Source organism: Streptomyces sp. NPDC001781, from assembly GCF_053596035.1.
This window is the reverse complement of the sequence record NZ_JBSFFI010000002.1, coordinates 36,265-61,001: the sequence shown is the minus strand read 5'-3', so window position 1 is coordinate 61,001 and position 24,737 is coordinate 36,265. Positions and strand designations below refer to the sequence as shown.

27 protein-coding genes are annotated in these 24,737 nt (G+C 70.2%); 8 read left to right on the top strand and 19 right to left on the bottom strand.

Annotated features, from left to right (window positions below; translation table 11 throughout):
- Window positions 1-53 precede the first annotated feature (53 nt).
- The gene (locus ACWCV3_RS02015; protein ID WP_451216964.1) at window positions 54-3,227 is read right to left on the bottom strand and encodes a transglycosylase domain-containing protein; all 3,174 of its coding nucleotides are present in this window, start codon (window positions 3,225-3,227) and stop codon (window positions 54-56) included.
- A gap of 201 nt (window positions 3,228-3,428) precedes the next feature.
- Between ACWCV3_RS02015 and ACWCV3_RS02010 the strand changes: the two genes are divergently transcribed.
- From ACWCV3_RS02010 to ACWCV3_RS01995, 4 genes are read left to right on the top strand one after another with little or no spacing between them, the layout of a single operon-like run.
- Window positions 3,429-4,229, top strand: a complete 801-nt coding sequence (locus tag ACWCV3_RS02010) for an ABC transporter permease (protein ID WP_451216961.1) — start codon at window positions 3,429-3,431, stop codon at window positions 4,227-4,229.
- 49 nt (window positions 4,230-4,278) lie between these two features.
- Entirely contained in the window at window positions 4,279-5,043 is a 765-nt protein-coding gene (locus ACWCV3_RS02005) for an ABC transporter permease (protein ID WP_451217544.1), read from the top strand.
- A 4-nt stretch (window positions 5,044-5,047) separates the two neighbouring features.
- The gene (locus ACWCV3_RS02000) at window positions 5,048-6,019 is read left to right on the top strand and encodes an ABC transporter ATP-binding protein (protein ID WP_451216958.1); all 972 of its coding nucleotides are present in this window, start codon (window positions 5,048-5,050) and stop codon (window positions 6,017-6,019) included.
- A gap of 9 nt (window positions 6,020-6,028) precedes the next feature.
- Entirely contained in the window at window positions 6,029-6,775 is a 747-nt protein-coding gene (locus ACWCV3_RS01995) for a DUF1707 SHOCT-like domain-containing protein (RefSeq protein ID WP_451216955.1), read from the top strand.
- Window positions 6,776-6,884: 109 nt separating this feature from the next.
- On the opposite strand, the gene ACWCV3_RS01990 is transcribed toward ACWCV3_RS01995, so the two are convergent.
- The 3 genes from ACWCV3_RS01990 to ACWCV3_RS01980 all read right to left on the bottom strand — a co-directional run bounded on the left by ACWCV3_RS01990 (window position 6,885) and on the right by ACWCV3_RS01980 (window position 8,468).
- Entirely contained in the window at window positions 6,885-7,280 is a 396-nt protein-coding gene (locus ACWCV3_RS01990; RefSeq protein ID WP_451216952.1) for a hypothetical protein, read from the bottom strand.
- A gap of 138 nt (window positions 7,281-7,418) precedes the next feature.
- On the bottom strand, window positions 7,419-8,156 hold the full coding sequence (rph, locus tag ACWCV3_RS01985; protein ID WP_451216949.1) for a ribonuclease PH: 738 nt from the start codon (window positions 8,154-8,156) through the stop codon (window positions 7,419-7,421).
- A gap of 78 nt (window positions 8,157-8,234) precedes the next feature.
- Window positions 8,235-8,468, bottom strand: a complete 234-nt coding sequence (locus tag ACWCV3_RS01980) for a glucose PTS transporter subunit EIIB (RefSeq protein ID WP_451216946.1) — start codon at window positions 8,466-8,468, stop codon at window positions 8,235-8,237.
- Between the two features lie 261 nt (window positions 8,469-8,729).
- Here ACWCV3_RS01980 and ACWCV3_RS01975 point away from each other — a divergent pair, with 261 nt between their 5' ends.
- A complete protein-coding gene (locus ACWCV3_RS01975) occupies window positions 8,730-9,995 on the top strand; it encodes a PTS transporter subunit EIIC (protein ID WP_451216943.1) in 1,266 nt (421 codons plus the stop codon).
- A gap of 67 nt (window positions 9,996-10,062) precedes the next feature.
- Here the strand turns inward: ACWCV3_RS01975 and ACWCV3_RS01970 are convergent, their stop codons facing one another.
- A complete protein-coding gene (locus ACWCV3_RS01970) occupies window positions 10,063-10,815 on the bottom strand; it encodes an MBL fold metallo-hydrolase (protein ID WP_451216940.1) in 753 nt (250 codons plus the stop codon).
- Window positions 10,816-11,031: 216 nt separating this feature from the next.
- Here ACWCV3_RS01970 and ACWCV3_RS01965 point away from each other — a divergent pair, with 216 nt between their 5' ends.
- Window positions 11,032-11,439 (top strand): type II toxin-antitoxin system PemK/MazF family toxin, encoded by a 408-nt coding sequence (locus ACWCV3_RS01965; RefSeq protein WP_451216937.1) that lies wholly within the window; start codon window positions 11,032-11,034, stop codon window positions 11,437-11,439.
- An 84-nt stretch (window positions 11,440-11,523) separates the two neighbouring features.
- Here ACWCV3_RS01965 and ACWCV3_RS01960 read toward each other — a convergent pair whose 3' ends face one another.
- The 7 genes from ACWCV3_RS01960 to clpS all read right to left on the bottom strand — a co-directional run bounded on the left by ACWCV3_RS01960 (window position 11,524) and on the right by clpS (window position 16,665).
- Entirely contained in the window at window positions 11,524-11,916 is a 393-nt protein-coding gene (locus tag ACWCV3_RS01960) for a hypothetical protein (RefSeq protein ID WP_451216934.1), read from the bottom strand.
- A 93-nt stretch (window positions 11,917-12,009) separates the two neighbouring features.
- Window positions 12,010-12,960 (bottom strand): PLP-dependent cysteine synthase family protein, encoded by a 951-nt coding sequence (locus ACWCV3_RS01955; protein ID WP_451216931.1) that lies wholly within the window; start codon window positions 12,958-12,960, stop codon window positions 12,010-12,012.
- 4 nt (window positions 12,961-12,964) lie between these two features.
- On the bottom strand, window positions 12,965-13,243 hold the full coding sequence (locus tag ACWCV3_RS01950) for a MoaD/ThiS family protein (RefSeq protein WP_451216928.1): 279 nt from the start codon (window positions 13,241-13,243) through the stop codon (window positions 12,965-12,967).
- A gap of 162 nt (window positions 13,244-13,405) precedes the next feature.
- Window positions 13,406-13,828 carry a Mov34/MPN/PAD-1 family protein gene (locus ACWCV3_RS01945; protein ID WP_451216925.1) on the bottom strand — a complete coding sequence of 141 codons (423 nt, stop codon included), beginning with the start codon at window positions 13,826-13,828 and terminating at the stop codon, window positions 13,406-13,408.
- 145 nt (window positions 13,829-13,973) lie between these two features.
- Complete coding sequence (locus tag ACWCV3_RS01940; RefSeq protein ID WP_451216922.1) at window positions 13,974-15,392, bottom strand: amino acid permease; 1,419 nt, start codon at window positions 15,390-15,392, stop codon at window positions 13,974-13,976.
- Window positions 15,393-15,728: 336 nt separating this feature from the next.
- Entirely contained in the window at window positions 15,729-16,337 is a 609-nt protein-coding gene (locus ACWCV3_RS01935; protein WP_451216919.1) for a DUF2017 domain-containing protein, read from the bottom strand.
- A gap of 10 nt (window positions 16,338-16,347) precedes the next feature.
- Window positions 16,348-16,665 (bottom strand): ATP-dependent Clp protease adapter ClpS, encoded by a 318-nt coding sequence (gene clpS, locus ACWCV3_RS01930; protein WP_423643388.1) that lies wholly within the window; start codon window positions 16,663-16,665, stop codon window positions 16,348-16,350.
- A gap of 57 nt (window positions 16,666-16,722) precedes the next feature.
- On the opposite strand from clpS, the gene ACWCV3_RS01925 reads away from it, so the two are divergent.
- Together ACWCV3_RS01925 and ACWCV3_RS01920 are read left to right on the top strand one after the other, a co-directional pair.
- Complete coding sequence (locus ACWCV3_RS01925) at window positions 16,723-18,069, top strand: nicotinate phosphoribosyltransferase (RefSeq protein ID WP_451216915.1); 1,347 nt, start codon at window positions 16,723-16,725, stop codon at window positions 18,067-18,069.
- 59 nt (window positions 18,070-18,128) lie between these two features.
- Complete coding sequence (locus ACWCV3_RS01920; protein WP_451216912.1) at window positions 18,129-18,716, top strand: isochorismatase family protein; 588 nt, start codon at window positions 18,129-18,131, stop codon at window positions 18,714-18,716.
- Between the two features lie 47 nt (window positions 18,717-18,763).
- Here the strand turns inward: ACWCV3_RS01920 and ACWCV3_RS01915 are convergent, their stop codons facing one another.
- From ACWCV3_RS01915 to ACWCV3_RS01885, 7 genes are all read right to left on the bottom strand, one after another.
- Window positions 18,764-19,150 (bottom strand): hypothetical protein, encoded by a 387-nt coding sequence (locus tag ACWCV3_RS01915; RefSeq protein WP_451216909.1) that lies wholly within the window; start codon window positions 19,148-19,150, stop codon window positions 18,764-18,766.
- Entirely contained in the window at window positions 19,147-19,668 is a 522-nt protein-coding gene (locus ACWCV3_RS01910; RefSeq protein ID WP_451216906.1) for a hypothetical protein, read from the bottom strand. Before ACWCV3_RS01910 ends, ACWCV3_RS01915 begins: the two co-directional genes overlap by 4 nt.
- A 40-nt stretch (window positions 19,669-19,708) precedes the next feature.
- Window positions 19,709-20,257 (bottom strand): hypothetical protein, encoded by a 549-nt coding sequence (locus tag ACWCV3_RS01905; protein WP_451216903.1) that lies wholly within the window; start codon window positions 20,255-20,257, stop codon window positions 19,709-19,711.
- A 321-nt stretch (window positions 20,258-20,578) separates the two neighbouring features.
- A complete protein-coding gene (locus ACWCV3_RS01900) occupies window positions 20,579-21,190 on the bottom strand; it encodes a hypothetical protein (protein WP_451216900.1) in 612 nt (203 codons plus the stop codon).
- Window positions 21,187-21,732 carry an RNA polymerase sigma factor gene (locus ACWCV3_RS01895; RefSeq protein ID WP_451216897.1) on the bottom strand — a complete coding sequence of 182 codons (546 nt, stop codon included), beginning with the start codon at window positions 21,730-21,732 and terminating at the stop codon, window positions 21,187-21,189. The genes ACWCV3_RS01900 and ACWCV3_RS01895 overlap by 4 nt, the downstream gene beginning before the upstream one ends.
- 87 nt (window positions 21,733-21,819) lie before the next feature.
- Window positions 21,820-22,146, bottom strand: a complete 327-nt coding sequence (locus ACWCV3_RS01890) for a hypothetical protein (RefSeq protein ID WP_451216895.1) — start codon at window positions 22,144-22,146, stop codon at window positions 21,820-21,822.
- Between the two features lie 121 nt (window positions 22,147-22,267).
- On the bottom strand, window positions 22,268-24,631 hold the full coding sequence (locus ACWCV3_RS01885; protein WP_451216892.1) for an immune inhibitor A domain-containing protein: 2,364 nt from the start codon (window positions 24,629-24,631) through the stop codon (window positions 22,268-22,270).
- Between the last annotated feature and the right edge of the window lie 106 nt (window positions 24,632-24,737).

The window sequence follows — 24,737 nt, the reverse complement described above, 5'->3', positions numbered from 1 at the left end:
AACGTGAGAAGGGGCTGACGACCGTGGTCGTCAGCCCCTTCTCGTGTCCGCTGCTACTGGCGCCGGGCCGTCTGCGGGGCGACGAAGCCGCCGGGCAGGCCGGTCGTGCCGGGTTCGGTGCCGCCGCCGGTGCCGCCCGTGGTGGGCTGGCCGCCGGTGCCGCCTCCGCCGGTCGCGCCTCCGTCGGCGGTCCCGCCGGCGGTGGGGGCGGGGCCGCCTCCGCCTGCTCCGGCGGCGGCGCCGCCGTCGGTGGTGGTGTCAGCGCCGCCCGTGGTCGGGTCGACCGGGGTGGTGCCCTGGCTGGGGGTGCCGGTCGCACCGCCGTCGCCCTGGCCGCCGTCGGTGGGCGTGGTGCCCTGGCCGGGGGTGCCGGTGGTGCCGCCGTCGTCCTGGCCCGCGCCGGTGCCGGGCGAGGTGGAGGGCCGGGTGCTGGGCGCGACCACGTCGGCGCCGGTCTGGACCTCCAGGTCGAAGCTCGCGACGGGCTTGCCGCGCAGCGCGTCCCGCGTGTACTGAGCCCAGATCTCGGTGGGCGGGCCGCCACCGTTCATCCGGGCCACGCCGAGGGCGCCGTACAGCGGCTTGTGCTTGGCGGTGACCGGGTCCTGGCCCATCACGGAGACGACCGTGGCGAGTTCGGGGGTGTAGCCCGCGAACCAGGCGGCGGTGTCCTCCTCGGCGGTACCGGTCTTGCCCGCGGCCGGACGGCCGGCGGCCTGCGCGGCCGTTGCGGTACCGCCCTCGACCACGCTCTTGAGCACCGCGGTGGTGGTGTCGGCGGCCTCGCGGGTGACGGCCTGCTTGGTCCGGCGGCCGGGCAGGTCGACCGGGACGTTGTCCTTGCTGATCTTCTCGATGATCGTGTAGGTGCCGTGCCGCCCGTGGTTGGCCAGGGTGGCGTACGCCTCGGTCATCTCCAGCACGCTGGCTGTGGCGGTGCCGAGCGCGATGGACGGGGACGGGTAGAGGTCGGGGGTGTCGGCCGGGATGCCGAGGTCGACCGCGGTCTGCTTGACCTTGTCCCCGGTGACGTCGGCGGCCATCTGCGCGTACACCGCGTTGACGGACAGGTCGGTGGCCTTGCGGACGGTGATCTGGCCGTACGACTTCTGGTCCTCGTTCTCCGGCGCGTACCGGCCACCGGACCAGCCCTGCACGGGACGCATGTTGGTGCCGTCGTAGTACGCGTTGGGCGTGATGCGCTGGCCGTCCTGCGTGCTGGAGGAGTTCTGCACGGCCGAGGTGAACACGAACGGCTTGAAGGTGGAGCCGACCTGGTAGTCGCCCCGCGTCGCGCCGTTGGTGTACTGCTTCACGTAGTCGATGCCGCCGTACATCGCGACGATCTTGCCGGTCTTCGGGTCGATCGAGGCGCCGCCCGCGCGGACGTAGGTGTCGGCCTTGCGGTTCTTCTTGTCCAGCTTGGAGATGAGCTGGTCGTCGACGGCCTTCACGAAGGCGTCCTGCCTGGGCTTCTGGATGGTGGTCGTGATCCGGTAACCACCCGTGGCGAGCTGGTCCTTGGTGAGGATGTCGTGCCCGACCAGGTACTCCTTGACGGCCTCGACCAGGTAGCCGCGCTGGCCGGACATGCCGGTGGAGACGGTCTGCTCCTTCGGCATCGGGAACTTCATCCCGGTGCGCTCGGACTGGCTCAGCCAGCCCTTGGCGACCATGCCGTCCAGCACGTAGTTCCAGCGGGCGAGCGCGGCCGGCTTGTTCTCGGGGTGGGCGACGACGTCGTACTCGCTGGGCGCGTTGACCAGCGCGGCGAGGTAGGCGGCGCGGGCCGGGTCGAGGTCGATCGCGTCGCGGCCGTAGTACGCCTGGGCGGCGGCCTGGATGCCGTAGGCGTTGCGGCCGAAGTAGCTGGTGTTGAGGTAGCCCTCGAGGATCTCGTTCTTCGACTTCTCCCGGTCCAGCTTGATGGAGATGAAGAACTCCTTGGCCTTGCGGGTGACCGTCTGCTCCTGGGCCAGGTAGTAGTTCTTCACGTACTGCTGGGTGATGGTGGAGCCGGACTGCTTGCCCTTGCCGAGAGCGGTGTTCCAGCCCGCGCGGAGCATCGCCTTGGGGTCGACGGCGGACTCGGTGTAGAAGTCGCGGTCCTCGGCGGCCAGGATGGCGAACTGGGCGGGCTTGGCGATCTGGGCCAGGTCCACGTTCTCGCGGTTGACCTCGCCGTCGCGGGCGAGCTGGGAGCCGTCGGCGTAGAGGTAGACGGTGGCCTGCTTGGTGGCCAGGGCGTTGGCGGCCGGGATCCGGACCATCGAGTAGCCGAGGAACAGCAGGCCGATGATCACGAGCACGCCCAGCACGAAGGTGCCGAGCACCATCCGCCAGGTGGGGAAGATCCGCCGCCAGCCGGTGCGCTTGGGACGCCGCGGCTTCTTGCCGCCGCCGTCGCCGGTACCGCCACCGTCGCTGCCGTTGCCGCTCGCCTGGGGGGTCGCGGTGGACTCGGACGGGGTGCGGGGCAGCACGCCGGCGGCGCCGGCCGCGGCGGCCGGGGCGATGGGGGTCTTGGGCGCGTCGGCGCCGGACCCGGCGCCGTCACCGGACCGGGGCGCGTTGACCCGGCGGAGCACCTGCGTGCTCTCGGCGGCCGGCCGCTGGTCGGCCTTGACGCGCCGGAGCACCTGGGTGCTCTCGGGCGCCTGCTCCGGCTTGGCACCGCCGGCAGGCGGCTTCGCGGCCCCGGCCGGGGCGCTGACCCGGCGCAGCACCTGGGTGCTCTCGGCGGGCGGGGTGTCCGCCGCCGGGTTCCTGCCGGCCGGCGTCTTGGTGGCCGGGGTCTTGGTGGCCGGGGTCTTGGCAGCCGGGGTCTTCCGCGCCGCGGTCTCCTCGGCACCGGACTGCGCGGGCACGGCCGGAGCACCCTTGGGGGCACCGACGGCCTTCTTCACCGCCGGAGCACCCTCGGCGCCCTCGGCACCCTCGTTGTCCTCGACGCCCTTGGCGCCCTCGGCGGGCTTCTCCGCCCCGGACTTCCCGCCCGCGGCCGAAGGTCCCGTCGCCGAAGGCCCCGCCGCCCGGGGGGCGTTCGGGGTCGCGGAGTCGCGCACGGGGGCGCTCTCCGGCTTCGGCCCGGGCTCCGCCGGGGTGCGCCCGTCCGGATTCTTCGCCGGTTTCGCCTGCGGTTCCGCTGCTGCGGGCCCCTCAGCCGGCTGAGGTTCCCTCGGCGCCCCGCCCTCGTTCGGCTGCTGCGGCTGCGGCTCGTCGCTCATGTCGTGCACGGACTCCTGTTTCGTCGTACGTTCCCGTACGCCTCGTACGCCTTCTGCGCCCCCTGGTTGAAGACTCTCGCACCTGGTGAAGCGTTCCCGGATTCCGGCACGCTTCGGTCACGGAAAACGCGTGGCCGTTCGCGGGGGCCGGGGCTAAGCTCCTGCGCTTCGGTGTCGAGCAGTCCGAGGAGGTGGACCGGCGTGGGCGCTGGACGGTTGTACGTGGCCGTCGCGGCAGGGGGATTCAGACGGTACGCGACCTACCGCGCGGCCACGGCGGCAGGGGTGTTCACCAACACCGTCTTCGGTCTGATCATCGTCTGCACCTACCGTGCCCTGTGGGACGCCCGTCCGCACTTGGGCGGATATGACCAGGCGCAGGCCGTGACCTACGTGTGGCTGGGGCAGGCCCTGCTGTCCACGCTGGCGATCGGCGGCGGGGGCGTCGAGGAAGAGCTGATGGAGCGCATCCGTACGGGTGACGTCGCGGTGGACCTGTACCGGCCGGCCGACCTGCAGCTGTGGTGGCTCGCGGCCGACCTGGGCCGGGCCTTCTTCCAGCTGCTCGGGCGGGGGGTGCTGCCCTTCCTCTTCGGCATGCTCTGCTTCCCCGCCTACGTCCCCTCGGACGCCGGCACCTGGATGGCGCTGCTGGTGACACTGGTCCTGGCGATGCTGGTCGGCTTCGGCATCCGGTACCTGCTGGCACTGAGCACGTTCTGGCTGCTGGACGGGTCGGGCATCATGCGGATCGCCTGGCTGGCCGGGCACTTCTGCTCAGGCATGCTGCTGCCGCTGAACGTCTTCCCGGGCACGCTCGGCGAGGTCGTGAGGGCGCTGCCCTGGTCGGCGCTGCTCCAGGCCCCGGCGGACGTGCTGCTGGGCCGGGCGGACCCGCTGGGCGTCTGGCTCTTCCAGGCCGGGTGGGCGGTGGCGCTGCTGGGCGCGGGGCGCCTGCTGCAGTCGGCCGCGACCCGGCGGGTGGTGGTCCAGGGTGGCTGAGTACGGCCGGGTCCGCGAGGGTGTGCGGGCGTACGGGCTGATCGCCGGGATGTGGGTGCGCTCCACGATGGCGTACCGGGCGTCGTTCGTGATGACCACGCTCGGCAACTTCGCGGCGACCTTCCTCGACTTCGTCGCGATCATGCTGATGTTCTCCCGCGTGGACTCGCTGGCGGGCTGGTCGCTGCCCGAGGTGGCGTTCCTGTACGGACTGTCGGCGGTGGCCTTCGGCATGGCGGACCTGGTGATCGGGTCGATGGACCGGCTGGGGCGCCGGGTGCGGGACGGCACGCTGGACACCCTGCTGGTGCGTCCGGCGCCGGTGCTTGCGCAGGTCGCGGCGGACCGGTTCGCGCTCCGCAGGCTGGGCCGCCTGGCGCAGGGGGCGCTGGTGCTGGGCTGGTCGCTGAGCCGGCTGGAGGTGGACTGGACGCCCCTGAAGCTGCTGCTGATGCCGGTGATGGTGGTGGGCGGCAGCGGGATCTTCTGCGCGGTTTTCGTGGCGGGCGCGGCCTTCCAGTTCCTCGCGCAGGACGCCTCGGAGGTGCAGAACGCCTTCACCTACGGCGGTACGACCCTGCTCCAGTACCCGCCCGCGGTGTTCACCGAGGAGCTGGTGCGCGGGGTGACCTTCGTGCTGCCGCTGGCCTTCGTCAACTGGGTGCCCGCGGCCTACGTGCTGGGGCGCCCGTATCCGCTGGGGCTGCCGGGGTGGACGGCGTTCGTCTCCCCGCTGGTGGCTCTGGCCTGCTGTGCGCTCGCCGGGCTGGCCTGGCGGGCGGGACTGCGTTCGTACCGGAGCACGGGGAGCTGAACTGATGGCGGACGGCGCGGGGTTCATCACCCTGGAGAAGGTCGGCAAGGTCTTCGAGGTGCGCAGGAAGACCGGGTTCCTCAAGCGGGAGCGGCGCGAGGTGCGGGCGGTGGACTCGATCTCGTTCACCGTGGCGCGCGGCGAGATGGTCGGCTACATCGGGCCGAACGGCGCGGGCAAGTCGACCACGATCAAGATGCTGACCGGCATCCTCACCCCCAGCTCGGGCCGGCTGCGGGTGGCCGGGATCGACCCCTCGCGGGAGCGGACCCGGCTGGCGTCCCGGATCGGGGTGGTGTTCGGGCAGCGGACGACCCTGTGGTGGGACCTGCCGCTGGTCGACTCCTACCGCCTGGCGCACCGGATGTACCGGATCCCGGATGCCCGGTACCGGGAGAACCTGGACCGCTGCGTCGAACTGCTGGAGCTGGGGGAGCTGTTGGACGTCCCCGTACGGCAGCTCTCGCTGGGCCAGCGGATGCGCGGGGACATCGCGGCGGCCCTGCTGCACGACCCGGAGGTGCTGTACCTGGACGAGCCGACGATCGGTCTGGACGTGGTCTCCAAGGCCAAGGTGCGTGGTTTCCTGAAGGAGTTGAACGCCGAGCGCGGCACCACGGTCCTGCTCACCACCCACGACCTGCAGGACATCGAGCAGTTGTGCTCTCGGGTCATGGTGATCGACCACGGCAGCCTGGTGTACGACGGTTCGCTGACCGGGCTGCACGCGGCCGGGGAGGGTGAGCGGACACTGGTGGTGGATCTGGAGCGGGAGCTGCCGCCGGTCGAGGTGCCCTCGGCACGGGTGGTGCGGGTGGAGGGGCCCCGGCAGTGGCTGGCGTTCCCGGCCGGGCAGTCGGCGGCGCCCCTGGTGGCCCATCTCGCCGCCGCCTACCCGCTGGTGGACCTCTCCGTCCGGGAACCCGACATCGAGGCGGTCATCGCCAAGATGTACGCGGAGAAGGCCGTCTCGTAGTCTGCTGTCATGACCGACGACGCCGCCCCGGACCGCCGTTCCCCCGGTCCCGTGCCGGACCTCCGCGCCTCCGACGCCGACCGGGAACGGGTCGCCGGGATCCTCCGCGACGGCCTGGCCGAAGGACGCCTGGACATGGCGGAGTTCGAGGAGCGGCTGGAGTCGGCGTTCAGGGCCCGCACCTACGGCGAGCTGGCTCCGCTGACCAGCGACCTCCCGGCCGCTCCGGCCGCCGCTGCGCCGGTCTCGTTCACCAAGCGGCCGGTCTCCGACGGGAGCTGGGAGTCCCGGATCGTCGGCGGTGAGGGCACCTCGGCCGGGGCGGTGGCGGTGCTGTCCGGGTTCCAGCGCAAGGGGCGCTGGACGGTGCCGAAGAAGTTCACCTGCTTCGCCCTCATGGGCGGCGGCGAGATCGACCTGCGCGAGGCGTTCTTCGCCGACCGCGAGGTCGAGATCAACTGCTTCGCCGTGATGGGCGGTCTGGAGGTGATCGTGCCGCCGGGGGTCGAGGTCGTGGTGCGCGGCATCGGCGTCATGGGCGGCTTCGAGCAACTGGACCGGGACGAGCCCGGCGATCCGGGGGCGCCGCGCGTGATCGTCAGCGGGTTCGCGTTCTGGGGCGGGGTCGGCGTGGAGCGCAAGCTCACCCGGGCCGAGCGGCAGCGGCTGAAGGAGCTGCGCCGCCAGGAGCGCCGGGACCGCCGCGAGGCCCGGCAGGAACCGCGCCATGGCCGCCGGGAGGACCGGGGGCGCTGAGGCGCCGGGTCGCCGGCGGAGAACGCCGGACATGTCCGGTGGATCGAGGTGCGGGAAAGCGGCGGTGCCCGTCGACCCCGCGCCCGCGCCACGATCCGCCGGACAGGCCCTAAGGGGTGCACACCTTGGTGAGTTCCCCGGCCGCGTCCGTGACCGGGCGCACGTCCGGGGTGTCGTCGCCGTTCCGGATGGCGGTCCGGATGTTCGAGACCGCCGCGTTCAGGTCGTCCACCGCCTTGTTGACGTCGGCGTCGTCGGTGCGGTCGCCTATGCGGTCCAGGTTCTGCTCTATGGAGTCCAGCGAGGCGTCGGCCTGCGCGGGATCGTTCGCGGCGTTCTCCACGGCCTGCTGGAGGTCGGTCACGCTGTCCGCGATGGAGTCGGCGGTCTGCACACAGTCCAGGGCCTTGTCCACGGCGTCGCAGCCGGTGGTCAGGCCCATGGTGAGCGCGGCGGCCGCGAGCGCGGCGATGGCGGTGGTACGGCGTCGGCGGCCGGCGGCCATGCGGTGTTCCTCCCCAGGTACGGCTGGCCGGGCGCGCGGGATCGAGCCGCGCGGCCCGTACCGGTCAAGACGCCGTACGCCGGGCGGGGGTTGCCCGGAGCGCTCAGGGTGTTTGGGACTCCCTTTACCCCTCCGGTGCTACTCCGGCAGGGTCGACGCGAGGGCGGCCCGCTGGAACTCGGTGAGTTCGGCGCAGCCGGCCACCCCCAGGTCGAGCAGGGCGTTCAGCTCCTCGCGGGCGAAGGGCTCGGCCTCGGCGGTGCCCTGGATCTCGACGAAGCGGCCGTCGCCGGTGCAGACCACGTTCATGTCGGTCTCTGCGCGCACGTCCTCCTCGTAGCAGAGGTCGAGCAGCGGGACGCCGTCGACGATGCCGACCGAGACCGCGCCGACCGTGCCGGTGAGCGGCTTGCGGCCCGCCTTGACCAGCTTCTTGCGCTGGGCCCAGGCGACGGCGTCGGCCAGGGCGACGTAGGCGCCGGTGATGGCGGCGGTGCGGGTGCCGCCGTCGGCCTGGAGGACGTCGCAGTCGAGCACGATGGTGTTCTCGCCGAGCGCCTTGTAGTCGATGACGGCGCGCAGCGAGCGGCCGATGAGGCGGGAGATCTCGTGCGTGCGCCCGCCGATCCGGCCCCGGACCGACTCGCGGTCGCCGCGGGTGTTGGTGGAGCGGGGCAGCATGGAGTACTCGGCGGTGACCCAGCCCTCACCGCTTCCCTTGCGCCAGCGGGGGACGCCTTCGGTGACGCTGGCGGTGCAGAACACCTTGGTGTCGCCGAAGGAGACGAGGACGGAGCCCTCGGCGTGCTTGCTCCAGCCGCGTTCGATGGTGACGGGGCGGAGCTGTTCGGGGGTTCGGCCGTCGATGCGAGACATGCGGCTGAGCCTATCGGGAGTGACGCGAGGGGCTCCTCCCCCATGGGAAGAAGCCCCTCGTGCAGGTGAGCGCGGGACTCACATCATGTCTTCGATATCCGCCGCGATCGGGTCGGCGTCGGTGCCGATGACGACCTGGACGGCGGTGCCCATCCTCACGACACCGTGGGCGCCCGCGGCCTTCAGGGCGGCCTCGTCGACGAGCGACGCGTCGTGGACCTCGGTACGCAGGCGGGTGATGCAGCCCTCGACCTCGTCGATGTTCTCGATGCCGCCGAGCCCGGCGACGATCTTCTCAGCCTTGGTGGCCATGTTCCTTCTCCCTGGTCCGAACCGGTCCGAACGAGAACCGTCCGAAGACTGGTCTACACCACCACGGAGAACCCCGCCAAACCGCCCCCGGGCCCCGGCGGGTCCGGCCACTGCGCGTATCCCCGCGGTCGCTGATTCACGGGTTCCTTATATTCGTGCCATCGTGCTACAACAGGTCTACACCACAAGTGGTGTAGACCACAGACGCTGCCGTCCCCCTCCATGGTCCCAGGGCGGCGCCCTGCCCATCTGGAGGAAGTTGTGACCACGGCCAGCGCCGCGCCCCCGGCCGAGAAGACGAGGGGCGCCAAGGTGATGGGTGTCCTCCAGCGGATCGGCCGCAGCCTGATGCTGCCGGTCGCGGTACTCCCCGGCGCCGCCCTCCTGGTGCGGCTCGGCAGCGGAGACATGCTGGGCGACCCCTCCTTCCCGGCGTTCCTGACCAAGATCGCCTCCTTCATGGCGGCGGGCGGCAACGCGATCCTGGACAACATGGCGCTGCTGTTCGCGGTGGGCATCGCCATCGGCTTCGCCAAGAAGTCGGACGGCTCCACGGCGCTCGCCGCTGTCGTCGGCTACCTGGTCTTCAAGAACGTGCTGGCCACGTTCACCGACAAGAACCTGCCGAAGGTGGCCACCGCCGTCGACGGCAAGGTCGTCATGGTGAACGCCCCGGTGGACGCCAAGGTCCTCGGCGGTGTGGTGATGGGCATCGTCGTCGCCCTGCTCTACCAGCGCTTCTACCGCACCAAGCTGCCCGACTGGGCCGGCTTCTTCGGCGGCCGCCGGCTGGTCCCGATCCTCTCCGCGCTCGCGGGTCTGCTCATCGGCATCGTCTTCGGCTACATCTGGCCGGTGCTCGGCACGGGTCTGCACAACTTCGGTGAGTGGCTGGTCGGCTCGGGCGCGGTGGGCGCCGGCATCTTCGGTGTGGCCAACCGCGCGCTGATCCCGATCGGCATGCACCACCTGCTGAACTCGTTCCCGTGGTTCCAGGCCGGTGACTACCAGGGCAAGAGCGGCGACATCGCGCGCTTCCTCGCCGGTGACCCGCACGCGGGCCAGTTCATGACCGGCTTCTTCCCGATCATGATGTTCGCGCTGCCCGCCGCCTGCCTCGCCATCGTGCACTGCGCCCGCCCCGAGCGCCGCAAGGTCGTCGGCGGCATGATGTTCTCCCTCGCGCTGACCTCGTTCTTCACCGGTGTCACCGAGCCGATCGAGTTCACGTTCATGTTCATCGCCCCGGTGCTGTACGCGATCCACGCGGTGCTCACCGGTGTCTCCATGGCGCTGACCTGGTCGCTGGGCATGCGGGACGGTTTCGGCTTCTCGGCCGGTGCGATCGACTTCGGCCTGAACTGGGGCATCGCGTCGAACCCGTTGGGCCTCATCGTGGTCGGCCTGTGCTTCGCGGTCGTCTACTACGTGGTCTTCCGCTTCGCCATCGTCAGGTTCAACCTCCCCACGCCGGGCCGCGAGTCCGACGAGGAGCTGGCCGAGATCCAGAAGGCCGAGGCCAGGTAACCCGGCCGATGTGACCGCGAAGGCCCCGGAACCTCTCCAGGTTCCGGGGCCTTCGCCGTGCGCGGGGCTACAGCTCGTACGTCGCGCGGGGCACCGCCAGCTCCACCGGCCCCGCGAAGGTCTCGCGGGCGTGGGCCAGGTTGACCTCGGGGTCGGTCCACGGCGGGATGTGGGTGAGGACCAGCATGCGGGCGCCCGCGCGGGTGGCGGTCTCCCCGGCCTCGCGGCCGTTGAGGTGCAGGTCGGGGATGTTCTCCTTGCCGTGCGTGAAGGCCGCCTCGCACAGGAACAGGTCGGTGTCCCGGGCCAGCTCCTCCAGCGCCTCGCTGACCCCGGTGTCACCGGAGTACGTCAGGGACTTTCCCCCGTGCTCGATCCGGATCGCGTACGCCTCGACCGGGTGCCGCACCCGCTCGGTGTGCACGGTGAAGGGGCCGATCTCGAAGGTGGACGGCTTGACCGTGTGGAAGTCGAAGACCTCGCTCATGGAGGACGCGGACGGTGTGTCGGCGTACGCCGTGGTCAGCCGGTGCTCGGTGCCCTCGGGACCGTGGACCGGGATCGGCTCGCAGCGTCCGCCTTCGTGCCGGTAGTAGCGCGCGACGAAGTACGCGCACATGTCGATGCAGTGATCGGCGTGCAGGTGGCTGAGGAAGATCGCGTCGAGGTCGTACAGACCGATGTGGCGCTGCAGCTCGCCCAGGGCGCCGTTGCCCATGTCGAGGAGCAGCCGGAAGCCGTCGGCCTCGACGAGGTAGCTCGAACAGGCCGATTCCGCGGACGGGAACGACCCCGAGCAGCCGACGACGGTGAGCTTCATGGAGCGGAAACCTCCGTTGGCAGAAGCGGGTCGGGAAGCAGCAGGGCATGGTGGTGCGGTCCGTCGAGCGTAAGGCGCCACAGGGCGGGTCGCTCCTTCGCCAGGGGCCGTTGTGGGCGAACTCACCTGTGCTGTCACCGGTTCGGCTGGACCGGGGGCGCGTGGGGACGAACCGAGGGCGCGCGTCGGGCGGCGCGCGCCGGTAACGTCCTTCGCATGGACACGACCTGGTGGCTCGCACTGGCGGCGGTGCTCCTGCTGGCCCTGGTCGCCACGCTGGTGGACGGCTGGGGCAGGGGTCACCGGCAGCGCCGGGCGCGCCGACGACCGCGTTCCTCGCTGGAGTTGACGGGCCGTCCGCGCGCGGGTGACATCTGGTGGGCCGAGCCGCTGCCCTGCCTGGTGCTGGCGGTGCGGGACGGGCGGGCCACGGTCGCCCGGATCACCGGCCGCCCCGAGGAGGAGCGGCCGGGACTGATCCCGCTGCCGGGCGGTGTCCTCGGTGAGGGGCCCCGCTTTCTCGACCCCTCAGAACTGCACGAGGTGCCCCTGGGGGATCTGCGGCACCGGGTGGGCGAGGTCGACCCGGTCCTGTGGGACCGGGTGCGTCACCTAGCCGGTTAGGCCTCTCGTTCGGATCACGCCGGGCTCGCGGGGTCCGGTACCGCCCCTCGCGGCGTCGTAGTCGGCTGATCCGCCGGACAGCCCCTAGCGGACCCGGACCGTCACCTGCCAGTGCTCGGAGTCGCGGGCGGAGGTCAGTTCCACGGTGCCGGGCCTGTCCGCGCGGTACGCGGCGTTCGCGTCGCCCGGCCGGAGGACGAAGCCGGAGTTGATCGCGGTCAGCGCGCCGCCCTTCGCCTGGACCGGCTTCCACGGGTGGGCCTTGTCGCCGTCGAGGGCGAGCCGCAGCTCACCGCCCTTGGCCAGGCACAGATCGCGGCCGGTGTCGGCGGCGGTCAGCCGGAGCGTGCTCACACAGTTGTCGCGCGTGGGCGAGGGTGACACCTTCCGGCCCGCGTCGTCCCCCTGCGTCCCGCAGCCTGCGAGCAGCAGGGCCGCCGCGAGCGCGGCCGGGGCGAGGGATGTCGTACGGCGCATGGGGTCCGCCTCTCCGTCCGGGGCCGGCCGGGTCACCGGCACCACTGGTACCGGTGTGACGCACGACGGCCCCGAACGGCTCCCCCGAGGGGATCAGGCCCAGAGCTGGCCCTGGAGGGTCTCGATGGCCTCTTCGGTGGTGGCGGCCGTGTAGACCCCGGTGGAGAGGTACTTCCAGCCGCCGTCGGCGACCACGAAGGCGATGTCGGCGCTCTCCCCCGCCTTGACCGCCTTGCGGCCCACACCGAGCGCCGCGTGCAGCACCGCGCCGGTGGAGACGCCCGCGAAGATGCCCTCCTGCTGGAGCAGCTCACGGGTACGGGCCACCGCGTCCGCCGAGCCGACGGAGAACCGGGTGGTGAGCACCGAGGCGTCGTACAGCTCGGGCACGAAGCCCTCGTCGAGGTTGCGCAGGCCGTACACCAGGTCGTCGTAGCGCGGCTCGGCGGCGACGATCTTCACGTCCGGCTTCTGTTCGCGCAGGTAGCGGCCGACGCCCATCAGGGTGCCGGTGGTGCCGAGGCCCGCCACGAAGTGGGTGACGGAGGGCAGGTCGGCCAGGATCTCGGGGCCGGTGCCGGAGTAGTGGGCGCCCGCGTTGTCGGGGTTCCCGTACTGGTAGAGCATCACCCAGTCCGGGTGCTCGGCGGCCAGTTCCTTGGCGACCCGGACGGCGGTGTTGGAGCCGCCCGCCGCCGGGGACGGGATGATCTCCGCGCCCCACATGCCGAGCAGGTCGCGGCGCTCGCGGGAGGTGTTCTCCGGCATCACGCACACCATGCGGTAGCCCTTGAGTCTGGCGGCCATGGCGAGCGAGATGCCGGTGTTGCCCGAGGTGGGCTCCAGGATGGTGCAGCCGGGGGTGAGCCGGCCGTCCTTCTCCGCCTGCTCGATCATGTGCAGCGCGGGCCGGTCCTTGACCGAGCCGGTCGGATTGCGGTCCTCCAGCTTGGCCCAGATCCGGACGTCGGGGGACGGCGAGAGCCGCGGCAGGCGCACCAGAGGGGTGTTGCCCACCGCGGCCAGCGGGGAGTCGTACCGCATGCGATCAGGCCATGCCGCCGGCCACGGCCGGCAGGATGGTCACGGTGTCGCCGTCGGACAGCTTGGTGTCGATGCCGTCGACGAAGCGGACGTCCTCGTCGTTCAGGTACACGTTGACGAAGCGGCGCAGCTGGCCGCCGTCCACCACACGGCCCTGGATGCCCGTGTGCCGGGTCTCGAGGTCGGCGAACAGGTCGGCGAGGGTCTCCCCGGTGCCTTCGACCGCCTTCTGGCCGTCGGTGTACTGGCGGAGAATGGTCGGGATGCGGACCTCGATGGCCATGGTTGCGGGCTCCTGTTCGAAGGTGTTCGTCGGGGCTGCGGCTCGGTACGTCAGCAGAAGGCGCGCACCACAGTCAGAACCATGGGCTCATCGTATAGATTCCCGGTCCACCGACCGGAAGCCTGTCCCGGATGGCGGACGTTTTCCGACCGGGGAGTGGGATCAGTACGTCTCGACGACCTCGACCTCCTCCTCGGTGACCTCTCCGTCCAGGATGCGGAACGATCGGAACTGGAAGTCGCCGAGGCCGTCGGCGTCCGCCGTGGAGACCAGGACGTAGTGCGCGCCGGGCTCGTTGGCGTAGCCGATGTCGGTGCGGGAGGGGTACGCCTCGGTCGCGGTGTGGGAGTGGTAGACGATCACCGGCTCCTCGTCGCGGTCGTCCATCTCCCGGTAGAGCTTCAGCAGGTCCTGGGAGTCGAACTCGTAGAACGTGGGAGAGCGGGCGGCGTTCAGCATCGGGATGAACCGCTCGGGGCGCCCGGTGCCCTCCGGCCCGGCCACCACACCGCACGCCTCGTCGGGGTGGTCCTCGCGGGCGTGGGCGACGATCCGGTCGTACAGGTCCTGGGTGATGGTCAGCATGCGGGCCAGGATAGGGGGACGGGCCGCCACGTACCGCGGTGCGGTACGGGACGGCCCGCATGGCGGACGCCTTGAGCGGCGGCCGCCGGGAGCGCCACGAGTACTCCCGGCGGCCAGACGTCCTGGATGGTCCCTCGCGGCGGGGCTAGCCCACCTTCTCCAGCGCCGGCTCGTCGCGCTCGCCGCCCTGCGGCGTGCGGGACTTCATGATCTTCCAGCCGATCCCGAGCGCCACGGCCCAGACGGCCATCACGTACAGGCAGACGCGGGAGTCGGCATCGTACGCGATGATGCCGGTGACGAAGAGCAGGAAGACGATGGCGACGTAGGAGAAGACCGAGCCGCCCGGCGCCGGGAAGGACGAGGCGGGCAGCTTGCCCGCGGCGACCGCGCGGCGGTAGAGCACGTGGCTGATCAGGATCATCAGCCAGGTCCAGATGCCCGCGGCGGTGGCGACCGACGTGACGTAGCCGAACGCCTTCTCCGGGACCACGTAGTTCAGCACCACGCCGATGCCCATGAACAGCACCGAGACGGTGATGCCGAGCGCCGGGGCCTTGGTGGAGGACAGCCTGGCGAAGGCCCGCGGGGCCTCGCCGTTGTCCGCCAGGGTGCGCAGCATGCGGCCCGTGGAGTACATGCCGGAGTTGCAGGAGGACAGGGCGGCGGTGAGGACGACGAAGTTCACGATGCCGGCGCCGGCCGGGATGCCGATCACTGCGAACGCCTTCACGAACGGACTGACGCCCGCCGCGAACTCGGTCCACTTGACCACGCAGAGGATGACGGTGAGGGCACCGACGTAGAAGAGGGCGATGCGCCAGGGCAGGGTGTTGATCGCCTTGGGCAGGGTCTTCTCCGGGTCCTCGGACTCGCCGGCCGTGACGCCGACCAGCTCGACCGCGAGGTAGGCGAACATGACGCCCTGGAGGGTCATCAGCGAGGAGCCGACGCCCTTGGGGAAGAAGCCGTCGAACTGGTAGAGGTTCGCCACCGAGGCGGTGTCGCCGGCGGCGCTGAAGCCGAAGGTCAGCACACCGAGGCCGATGACGATCATGCCGATCAGGGCCGTGACCTTGACCATCGAGAACCAGAACTCCAGCTCGCCGAAGAGCTTCACGGAGATCAGGTTGGCCCCGAAGAGGACCACCAGGAAGACCAGTGCCGTGACCCACCGGGGCACGTCCGGGAACCAGTAGTTGACGTAGATGGCGGCGGCCGTCAGCTCGGCCATGCCGGTCACGACCCACATCAGCCAGTAGGTCCAGCCGGTGAAGTAACCGAAGAACGGGCCGAGGAACTCGCGCGAGTACTCGGCGAACGAGCCGGACACCGGGCGGTAGAGCAGCAGCTCGCCCAGGGCTCGCATGATGAAGAAGATGATCGCGCCCGCGAGCGCGTACATGAGGATGAGGCTGGGACCGGCCTTGGCGATGTTCGCCCCGGCTCCCAGGAACAGGCCGACTCCGACGGCGCCACCGATGGCGATCATCTGGACCTGCCGGCTGCCGAGCCCTCGCTCGTAACCCTCTTCAGGGGCTTCGGTGACCTTCTCAGAGGCCATGGTGGTGCGCCTTTCTCCATGCCGACCCGTGGCCTTCACTCGGCCGCGGATCGGGTCTCGATCCCCCCGGAACTGATGGAGTGAGCAGGTCAGGGACCCGCTCGTGCCTGGCCGGCGGTCGCCGGCTCGGTGGCGCACCCGGCCGGACATGGGTGGTGTCCGCCGGGCGATCGTGAAGATTTATCACGGTCGCAATTTTGAGCAAAGGGGGGGCCTGTGGCGCACCACACAGGAAGAACCGGACAAAGTGCGTCCAAATGCACCAAAAACGGCCGCAACGGTGACGCGATCGTTATCCGGAGTTGAGCGTCCTCTGAGCGAACGCCCGGGAGGCGTTCACGGCATCAGGGTCGAGACGAGGGTCTCCTGGAGTCCGCCGAGCCAGAGGTAGGCCAGCACCATCGGCTTGCGCGGGTCACGGTCGGGGAGGCGGTACAGCGGGTCCGTGTCCTCCTCGTCGGAGATCTCCAGCCGGGACCCGATGGCCAGACGCAGGTCGTTCAGCGCGGAGAGCCACTGCCGGGACTGCTCGGGCGACAGCTTGAGCACCGCCTCGCCGCCCTCGGCGGACGACGCGAGCTGGTCCAGGGTGCGGATGACCGCCAGCGCGTTCTCCCGCTTGCCGGCCCGGAGGTCGTTCTCGGTGTAGCGGCGGAACTCCGCGGAGTGCGCGCGCCGTTCCTCGGCCTCGGCCGGGTCGGCCGGCTCCTGCTCCGGGTCGGTGTAGGCGTCCGGGAACAGCCGGCGCAGCACCGGGTCGGCGGGCGGCTCGGTGGGACCCTCGGCGAACAGCCCGGCGAGCGGATCGCCGCCTTCGTCCTCGGCGGGGCCGGGGCCGATCAGCTCCAGGAGCTGGACGGCCAGCGACCGGATGATGGAGATCTCGACGTCGTCGAGCGCGACGGTCGCGCCGCCGCCGGGGAGCGGTTCGAAGTGTCCGGGCATGTGTGTCGGTTTACTTCCGGTCCTGCTGGAGGGTGGCCCACAATCCGTAGCCGTGCATCGCCTGCACGTCGCGCTCCATCTCCTCGCGGCTCCCGCTGGAGACGACCGCCCGGCCCTTGTGGTGGACGTCGAGCATGAGTTCGGTGGCCTTGTCCTTCGAGTAGCCGAAGTACGTCTGGAAGACGTAGGTCACGTAACTCATGAGGTTGACCGGATCATTGTGGACGATCGTGATCCAGGGGACGTCCGGCTCGGGTACGGCGAAGGTCTCCTCCGCCGGTTCGGTGCGTTCGATCTCTACGGGCGCGGGTGACGTCACAACAGCCATGCTCCCACGCGGCACAGAAATCGTCACACTGACGAAATGGGAGTACGCTTCGTCGTCATGAACACAGCGGACCTTGGGCTACCGGTGGAAGTCCCGTCGACGGCGCTCTTCACGGACCAGTACGAGCTGACCATGCTGCAAGCCGCCCTGAAGGCCGGGACGGCCGAGCGGCACAGCGTGTTCGAGGTCTTCACCCGACGCCTGCCGCACGGCCGCCGCTACGGCGTGGTCGCGGGCACCGGCCGGGTGCTGGACGCGGTGACGAACTTCCGCTTCGACGCGGCGATGCTCGCCTTCCTGGGCGAGCGGGGGATCGTCGACGAGCCGACCCTGAAGTGGCTGGCGGACTACCGCTTCCAGGGCGACATCTGGGGCTACCCGGAGGGCGAGGTCTACTTCCCCGGCTCGCCGCTGCTGCGGGTCGAGGGCAGCTTCGCGGAGTGCGTGCTGCTGGAGACGGTGATCCTCTCCATCCTCAACCACGACTCGGCCATCGCGGCCGCCGCCTCCCGGATGTCCTCCGCCGCGGGCGGCCGGCCGCTCATCGAGATGGGTGCCCGCCGCACCCACGAACTGGCCGCCGTCGCGGCCGCGCGCGCCGCCTACGTGGGCGGCTTCGCCACCACCTCCGACCTCGCCGCGGGCTTCCGGTACGGCATCCCGACCGTGGGCACCTCCGCGCACGCCTTCACCCTGCTGCACGACCAGGAGCGGGACGCCTTCCGCGCCCAGGTCGACGCCCTCGGCGCGGACACCACCCTGCTGGTGGACACCTACGACGTCACGGAGGCCGTCCGCACGGCGGTGGAGGTGGCCGGTCCCGGGCTGGGCGCGGTGCGCATCGACTCCGGCGACCTGCTGCTGGTCGCGCACCGGGTGCGGCAGCAGCTCGACGCCCTCGGCGCGACCGGCACCCGGATCGTGGTCACCTCCGACCTGGACGAGTACGCCATCGCCTCGCTGGCGGCGGCGCCGGTGGACGCGTACGGGGTGGGCACGCAGCTGGTCACCGGTTCCGGGCACCCGACCTGCTCGATGGTCTACAAGCTGGTCGCCCGCGCCGAGTCGGCCGATCCCGCCGCCGAGCTGGTGCCGGTGGCGAAGAAGTCCAGCGGCGGCAAGACCTCCGTCGGCGGCCGGAAGTGGGCGGCACGGCGGCTGGACGCGTACGGGGTCGCGGAGGCCGAGGTCGTGGGCACCGGGCCGGTGCCGGACGAGCTGGCCGACCGGCAGTTGCTGGTGGAGCTGGTCAAGGGGGGCGAGGTCGTCGCGCGCGAGCCGCTGGACGCGGCGCGCGAGCGGCACATCGCGGCGCGGGAGAACCTGCCGCTGTCCGCGACGCAGCTCTCGCGCGGGGAACCCGTCCTCCCGACGGAGTACCTGCACGTGCCCTCGGGTAGCTAGTGCGGGAGGCCGGAAGTCTCTACGCTCGATTTCCTGGACCCCACTCGAAGGACACCACCATGCGCCGCGCCTTGATCGTCGTCGACGTGCAGAACGACTTCTGCGAGGGGGGCAGCCTCGCGGTGGCCGGCGGAGCGGACGTGGCCGCCGCGATCACCGAGCTGATCGGCCAGGCCGCCGGTTCCGGGTACCGGCACGTGGTGGCGACCCGCGATCACCACATCGCGCCGGGCGGACACTTCGCGGACAACCCGGACTACGTCCACTCCTGGCCCGCGCACTGCGTCGCGGGCACGGAGGGCGTGGGTTTCCACCCCAACTTCGCCCCGGCGGTCGCCTCCGGCGCGGTCGACGCGGTCTTCGACAAGGGCGCCTACTCCGCCGCGTACAGCGGCTTCGAGGGCACGGACGAGAACGGTGTCACTCTCGCGGACTGGCTCCGCGCCCGGGGCGTCGAGGAGGTCGACGTGGTCGGCATCGCCACGGACCACTGCGTGCGGGCCACCGCCCTGGACGCGGCCGCCGAGGGCTTCGGCACGCATGTGCTGCTGGACCTGACGGCGGGGGTCGATGCGAATACGACCGCCCGGGCGCTCCAAACGCTGCGTGAGGCCGGCGTGAAGCTGACGGGAAAGCCGGTCGTGTGACCCGCGGGCGCGGACCGGCCGGGGGCAGGCCCCCGGCCGGGGGCAGGTCATGTTCTGATGCCGCCCAGGTTTATCCCGTCGCAACTGCGCTCGATGAACTCGCCGACGCGGACGCTGGCCCGGCGGGAGCTGTCCCGCTCCGATTCACTCGGATGCTCGTACCACGAGATCAGCCTGTCGAACTCGCCCGCGATGTCGTCCGGGGCCAGATCGCGAAGGTCTTCGATGACGTGAGCCCGGCGATGCGCCGACAATTCCGCGGACCGCGAGAAATCAAGCGGCTGGGCCTCCTTGCAGAATTTCGGCTGCGCTGCAGAATTCCGGAAACCTTGGACATCCGGCCCAGCATCACCCGACCGAAGTGCGAGCACGCCGGAAAAAGCCACGACCGCCGCCACGACGCATCCGAGGATTCGCAAGAATTTCAGCATCACGTCCCCGCCTTGATCGCATTGAGGTCGTGCTGGTCGTAGTACTGGGGCCAGATTTCCACTCGCATGCAGGAATTGTTGTCCGTGTCGTTGCTCTTACCGCGATGCCCGAGGTCGGCGGTGTGCCCGAATTCATGACAGCCCAGGCTGCGCCATTGGTTGGCCGTCTTGTACTGGTAGGTGTTCAGGCGCACCCTGATGATGTCGCAGGACGTCCACAGGACGTTCCAGTCGGTGCAGTCGGTCCGGCCGTGCCAGCCGCTGTCGCCGTAGTCGCCGTCGTAGACCTCGATGTCACCCCCGCCCCAGGACGTGGTGATGACGCTGCGTTCCAACTGGCTCTTGCCTTGGTTCATCGCCTTGGTGCCGTTGGCCGTCAGGCTGAATCCCTTGACCGCCTGGTTGCGGTTGTCGGGGTCGGTGCCGTTGTCGTCGTGGCTGGCGAACGCGGTGAACGGGGCGCTCAGCACCAGGGCCGCGGAAGCCGCGAGCACGGCCGTGAACCTGCGAGAGGTGTGCACGATGTTCTCTTCTTTCCTTGTTCCCGGGAGAGAGGCTGGCTCAGGTGGACGACGGGTAAGGGGTCGGCTCGGAGCCGTCGTTCGTCGAACCATCCGGCACGGGCTCCGTGGGGCCACTGTCCGGGACGTCGTTCTGCTGCTCGCCGGTGGCCGGAACGGGCTGTGGCACGACGACGAGCTGGTTCGAGTTAGCCGGGTCGAGCAGGCGCTTGAGCTCGGCGTAGAAGTCGGTGTTGGTCCGTCCGTCGATGAGAGGGAACAGCGCCCCCTCGGGGTCGGCCGAGGACCGCACGATGCCACTCCTGTTCAGCACCCGCCCCTCGGTGTTCACGAAGCGCCAGTTCAGCGTGACTGCGTCCCGCTTCAGGAAGTAGTAGCCCGCGTCCCCCGCCTGGCTCCAGGTCAGGTTCTCCATCTGGTAGCCGTTGCCAGAGCCGTCCCAGCCCCACTCCTCCAGCGTGAGCGTGGAGCCGATGTCGGCCCCGCCCTTCTTCATCACGGCGTCCACGCGCAGTGTCACATTGCGCGCCTGGTCGGTGCCGCCGTTCTCCGCGGTGCCCACCGTCCGGCCCGGGGCGGTGCTCAGCACCGTGCCCCGGATGATGACCGGAGCCGTACCGACAAGAGCATTTACCGAGGTGAAACTGAAATCCTCGCGGCCGTGCACAATCCGTTCCGGACTCGCATCCCTGTGCGTCGGTGCGCCCTGCGCCGAGCCCGAAGAAGTGGCGATTATTCCAGCCATGGCACCCGCCACCGCAGCAATTGCGATCGCGCGCGCGAAATAGCCCGCTCTCACTTGTCAAGCCCCCCACAGACTAGATGGGGAACACGCGTCCCCCAGTGATCGACAGTGAGGCTAACAGGTAAGTGATCAGTGAGGAAGAAGTAATAGAAAGGAAGGTGTTGCTCAGCCACGCCCCGGGCAGTCGGGCGCATCCGGCCTCTCGGCCTCCGCCGCCATCCATTCCTCGGCGGACCTGATCTCATCGCCGGTGAAAAGCAGCGGCACTTCGTCGGCGAAGCGTGAGACACTCACTAGAACCTGGGTGCCGACACGATAGGCCGCCCCGTCCTGCCGAGGCACCGTGAACCGCACCTCGGCCGGCCCCTTGCCAGGCTTCACGTACCGGTCGACGTGCAGCCGCACGGTCGTGCCGCCGGGCCCGGCAGATTCTGTGCCGGCGACCGTGCCCTCCACGATGAGTTTCGCGCACGCCACGATGCCCGACTGATCCGGCTTCGCCTCCGCGTCCTCCCCGGAGGACCAAGGCGCCCACACCGCGGTGAGAGCGACCGCGGCCACCGCCGCCGCGAGACCGAGAACGGTCACCAGCCGCAGCCGAGATCGGCGCACGGGTGCCGGGACGCCGCCTACGCCGGGCTCCTGTGCCCGGCCGACGGCAGCCGGGCGAAGAGCGCCCTCCGTCCGGTCCGTGTCCTCTTCCATGAGCGCCCCGATGAACTTCAGGCGGTCGGCAACGAGCTCCTCGGTGCCGTCGGCTCCCCAGTCGTCGTTCATCGCGCCTCCACAGCTGTGTCGTTCTCCAGATGTGCCTTCATCGCCCGCCCGGCCGCGTGCAGGCGGCTCTTGACGGTGCCGGCCGGGATTTCCAGGGCCTCCGCCATCTGTGGCACGGTCAGGTCGGCGTAGTAACGCAGGACCAGCGCCTGCCGCTGTAGCACCGGTAGCGCGTCCAGACCCTCGGCGACGGCGAGGGTGAGCAACTCGGCCTCGGGTCCGGGCACGGTCCGGCGCCATTCACCGAGGCTCCGCAGCCGTTCACCGACCCGCTCCTGCCGATTGCGGCTGCGGTGCCAGTCGACCGCATGGTTCGACGCGACCGCGACCGCCCAGGCACCCAGGTCCCTGGGCGCGCCGGCGCCCTTGGCCAGCCGCTCGATCAGCCGAAGCCGCACCTGCTGCACCCCGTCGGCGATGTCCTCTCTCGGCACCCCACCCAGCGCCAGGACCGCCGTCACCCGGCGCACCTGAACGGGGCTGAGCAGATCTTCGTCCTCAGTCGGCACGGTCCCCCCAAGCCCTCTCCTCAACGACACCATCGCTACTGAGACGGCGGGAGGACCCGAAACGTTCGGTGCCAGTGGGACTTTCTTGAGCCGCGCTTGGGACGCCCTGTACCCGGCCGGTCAGGCAGGGGTGGCCGACCGCCTCATGAGGTCCCGGATCGGACGCCACAGCTCCGTCACCATGGCCCCGCCGTCCGGGGCCGTACGCCATATCAGGCCGTCGGGGTGGTGCAGGACCGCCGTGATCTCATCCGGCGTGGGAGGCTGCGTGTTACCCCGGAGGAACACCGACGGCATACCCAGGTTGCGCAGCCGGGTAAGAGCCCGCGCCCGGTTCTGGGCGTGCACCAGCACCCGCACCCCGGCAGGCCCCCCGGCAGGGATCGGCAGGTTCAGCGCCACCACCACCGTGCCGTGCGGCAGCTTGCAGAAGCCTCCTGCGGCCATGCCGTCACATCCCCGTTCAGTCGCGTGTCAATAAGCGGTCCACAGGACGCACCTAAACACGATCGGCGGCGACCCGCTAGGGGGTCACCGCCGATACGTCTCTGACCTGCGAAGATGTCGCTTACTTCGCCGCGGGCCCGACTTCCAGCTCGATCGTGGAGCCGTCGTCCGCCTGCTTCTTGATCTTGATCTTGGTGTTGGTGTCAGTGACCTTCACGCCACCGGTGGGGTTCGACGGGTCCCAGTACGTGTTCTTGCGGTCGTTGAAGACCGACACGCCGTTCTGCGCCTTGATCTTCGTCGTCTTGCCCGCCTTGTGCAGCGTGATCCCGTCCGTCGGGTCCAGCGAGAACGGCGAGTCGTACGCCTGCATGCGGTTGCGCAGCAGCGTCCCGTCGGACCACTTCAGGGCCTTCGGGTGCGCGTCGACCGGCAGGATGAGACCGGTGCCCGGGTGGCCGCCGGCGGTGTTGTTCGTGTTGTTGTCCGCCTGGGAGGTGTCCCACTTCCAGATGAGCAGGCCGTCCTGGTAGGGGTAGTGCTCCACCCAGTCGGGCCGGTCGGTGCCGGTGAAGCCGAAGTTGTACGGGCCGACCTTCAGCGTCTTGTCGTACGACACGTACTGACGGTTCTCGGCGAGGTAGTACTGCGCGTAGTCCTTGGTGAAGGACGCGCCGATGCGGGAGAAGCCAGCCGCGGTCCAAGCGGCGTCGGCCGTCTCGGCGTTGTCGGAGAAGAGCGGCGTCCCGTCAGCGGTGACCGTGATCTCGTCGGCCGCGAAGCCCTTGAGGGCGGCCCCGCCGTCCGTCTGGTAGCGGAAGCGGAGCTGGATCTTCTTGCCCGCGTAGGCGTCCAGCGAGTACGACAGCTTCTTGTAGCCGTCCACCGTGCCGGTCAGCGCGGGCTTGTCAGAACCGTCGCGCGGGATCGGCTTGCCGTCCACCGTTCCGTCCAGGGGCGTCCAGTTGGCGCCGTCCGTGGAGACCTCGGCGTAGAGGTAGTCGTAGCCGGACTCGATCTCGTACCAGCCGTCCAGGCCCAGCGTGGCCTTGGACTTGCCGGTCAGGTCGACCGAACGGGTCAGCGTGTTCTTGAGGTTGTCACCACTGCCGCTCCACCACTGGGTCGCGCCCTGGGCCGGGGTGACGATCTCGGTCTTGACCGCCTTCTTCGGCAGTGTGACCAGCAGGGCCTGGCGGTACTTGGTGTTGTACTCCGCGAGACCGAGCTTGTGCCAGGAGGAGACGCCCGCCTTGGCGGTGTCGTAGGTCAGCCAGCCGAGCTGGAGCTTGTCCCACGCGTTCATGTCGCCGGGCAGGTCACCGATGGAGTCCTTGCCGGTGCCGAGCCAGGAGCCGGACGACATCAGGGTCCAGAAACCGGTGGAGTTGTCGCCGCCGGCGGTGTCGTACTCGTCCGGCAGACCGAGGTCGTGGCCGTACTCGTGGGCGAAGACGCCGAGTCCGCCGTTCTCCGGCTGGATGGTGTAGTCGCCGACCCAGACGCCGGTGTCGCCGACCGGGGCGCCGCCGAGCTTGTTGCCGGCCGGGCCGGTCGCGCCCGCGTCGGTGCCGAACGCGTACCAGCGGTGCGCCCAGATGGCGTTCTCGCCCTCGGCGCCGCCGCCCGCGGACTCGTCCTCGCCGGCGTGCACGATCTGGAAGTGGTCGACGTAGCCGTCCGGCTCGTTGAAGTTGCCGTCGCCGTCGTAGTCGTAGCGGTCCCACTGGTCGTACTGGGCCAGGTCGGCCTTGATGGCGGCGTCCGACTTGCCGGCCGCCTTCTGCCCGGCGACCCAGGACTTCAGACCGTCGCTGACCACGTTCCACACGCTGGTGCAGTTGGTCTGGCCACAGGCGTTGTTACCGTAACGGGCCTCGTTGTAGGGGACCTTGACCCAGTCCGAGACCTCGCCCTCGACCGAGTAGCGGCCCGAGGACTGCTTCTCGTAGTACTTCTTCAGCGACTCGGTCTTGGCACCGGTGCCGAAGTAGAGGTCCTGGTAGTGCTTCTGGTTGTAGTCCGCCTGCCAGGCCGTGGAGTTGTCCTTCTTGCGGTCCGGCGCGGCGATCTTGTTGTGCAGCGGGCCGGGGGTGCCGCCGAACTTGGGGTCCGTCTGGTCCCCGAACTCCACCAGGATGGTGAAGATCTTGTCGGTCTTCTCCCGGCTCAGCTCGACGTACTTGCTGTCGCCCTTCTTGCTCTTGAGCTGGACGACCTTGGAGCCGTTGCGCTCCTTCGCCGTGGCCTTGCCCGCGATGAGCTGGCTCAGGGCCTCCTGGCGCTGAGCGTCCTGGGTCTTGCTCAGCGGGCCGTCGAGGTCGTGCTCCCGCTGTCCGGCCGGGGCCGGGTCGTGCCGGTTCTCGGCCGCCGGGCGGGCCATTGTGCCGGCCTCGGCCACGGCGAACGTGGCGAAGGTGGCGGACGACGCCGCGAGGGCCACGCCTATCGCTGTGGCTCTGAACGTCCAGGGTCTGATGGTCACTTGAGATCCTCCCCCGCGCCGCGCGCACGGCAGGTGAGTTCCGGACCTTGGAGGATTCCGTGCGCGCACGATCAACGCGTGTAGTCAAGTGCCGTAATTTGACTAG